The 1,196-nt window shown below is 58.0% G+C and carries 1 protein-coding gene; it reads left to right on the top strand.

Annotated elements, in window-relative coordinates:
* On the top strand, nt 1-1,196 hold a 1,196-nt coding region (locus tag ACO6V1_RS24075; protein WP_422469152.1), incomplete at both ends, for a hypothetical protein.

The raw sequence follows: 1,196 nt of genomic DNA, 5'->3' as shown, positions 1-1,196 counted from the left end.
TAAGGATGACTCGGGGCGCACCGCCATTCTGGTGGAAGGCCCGGCAGGCTGGGGCAAGGACTTTGTGCTGGACAGAACCATCCGGCTCTGGCAACAACAGCAAGGGATGAATCGCCCGTTTGTCCATATTAATACCAACCCGAACCAGTGGACCACGATGACCGAGCGCATTACACAGGCCATGAGCCAGGGGCAACTGATCGCTGTCAGTGAGCTTAACCTGATTCCCGGTCACTACGTAGAAGGGTTGCTGAATCATGTGTTGACCGGCCATGCAGCGCCGGGATTCCGCCTGTTTGCCACCATCAATCCCGGCTATTTCGTCGGACGGGAAGCGCTGAGCCTGGCCCTGACCAGCCGCTGCACCCAAATCAGGCTGGCAGCCCTTGACCCGGAAGACCTGGCAAGGCTGGTGCAGAGATTGCCCAAGATACCCGAAGAGTTGCCCCAATGGCTGGCGGATCACTTCCACCAACTGGCCACAGCGCTGAATCAGCAGAACAGCCCGGTGCAACTGGCACTGGACGACCTGTTTCGCAGCGCCCGGCAGCTGGCCAGTCAGCGCCCTGAACAGTGGGATCAGGCCTTGCGACAACACCTGTCACTGCCCTTTCGCGCTTTAAAGAAACTGCTGCCCCCGCTACAGGAAGATACCGCTCGCCTGGCACGAATCAAGCAGGAAGAACAACGACGCCAGGACCTTGAGGCCAGCGCCAATAGCATACCCGGTCTGTTGACGCCCATCATGGTACAGTTCGGGCCTGTACCCCGTTGTCGTGACCGGGTAATCACCGTGACACCGATGGCAACAGATCAGGACGTCATCACGATTGTGCAGGCCATGCAACAAGGCCTGGAGACCCGCCACAAGAGCGGGTCAACGGTAAATCCGAAAAGAAACAGTCATTCGGCTTCCCCCTCCGCATTTGGCGATATTGTGGCTCCCCGCCACTTCAGGATCACCAGATACTTCCCTGAAACTCCTTACGATGCCCGCCAATATCGTCTCTTTTTTGTCCAGACCCATCTGGATGAAGACGGCCAGTTGCGCGACTACCCCATCGACTGGACAAATGGCACGATAACCCCTGTGCCAGGATGGCCTGATGATATCGTCTGGCGGACCGACCTTGGCGCCGATGAACTGCCCGGCAATATTGCGCTGACCCTGAATAATCAATGGCAGCCCTTGCCTG

It is taken from the genome of Endozoicomonas sp. ALC013 (assembly GCF_049310205.1).
Taxonomy (GTDB): domain Bacteria; phylum Pseudomonadota; class Gammaproteobacteria; order Pseudomonadales; family Endozoicomonadaceae; genus Endozoicomonas.
The sequence above is the reverse complement of the archived record's forward strand: the minus strand, read 5'-3'. Positions and strand labels throughout refer to the sequence as shown.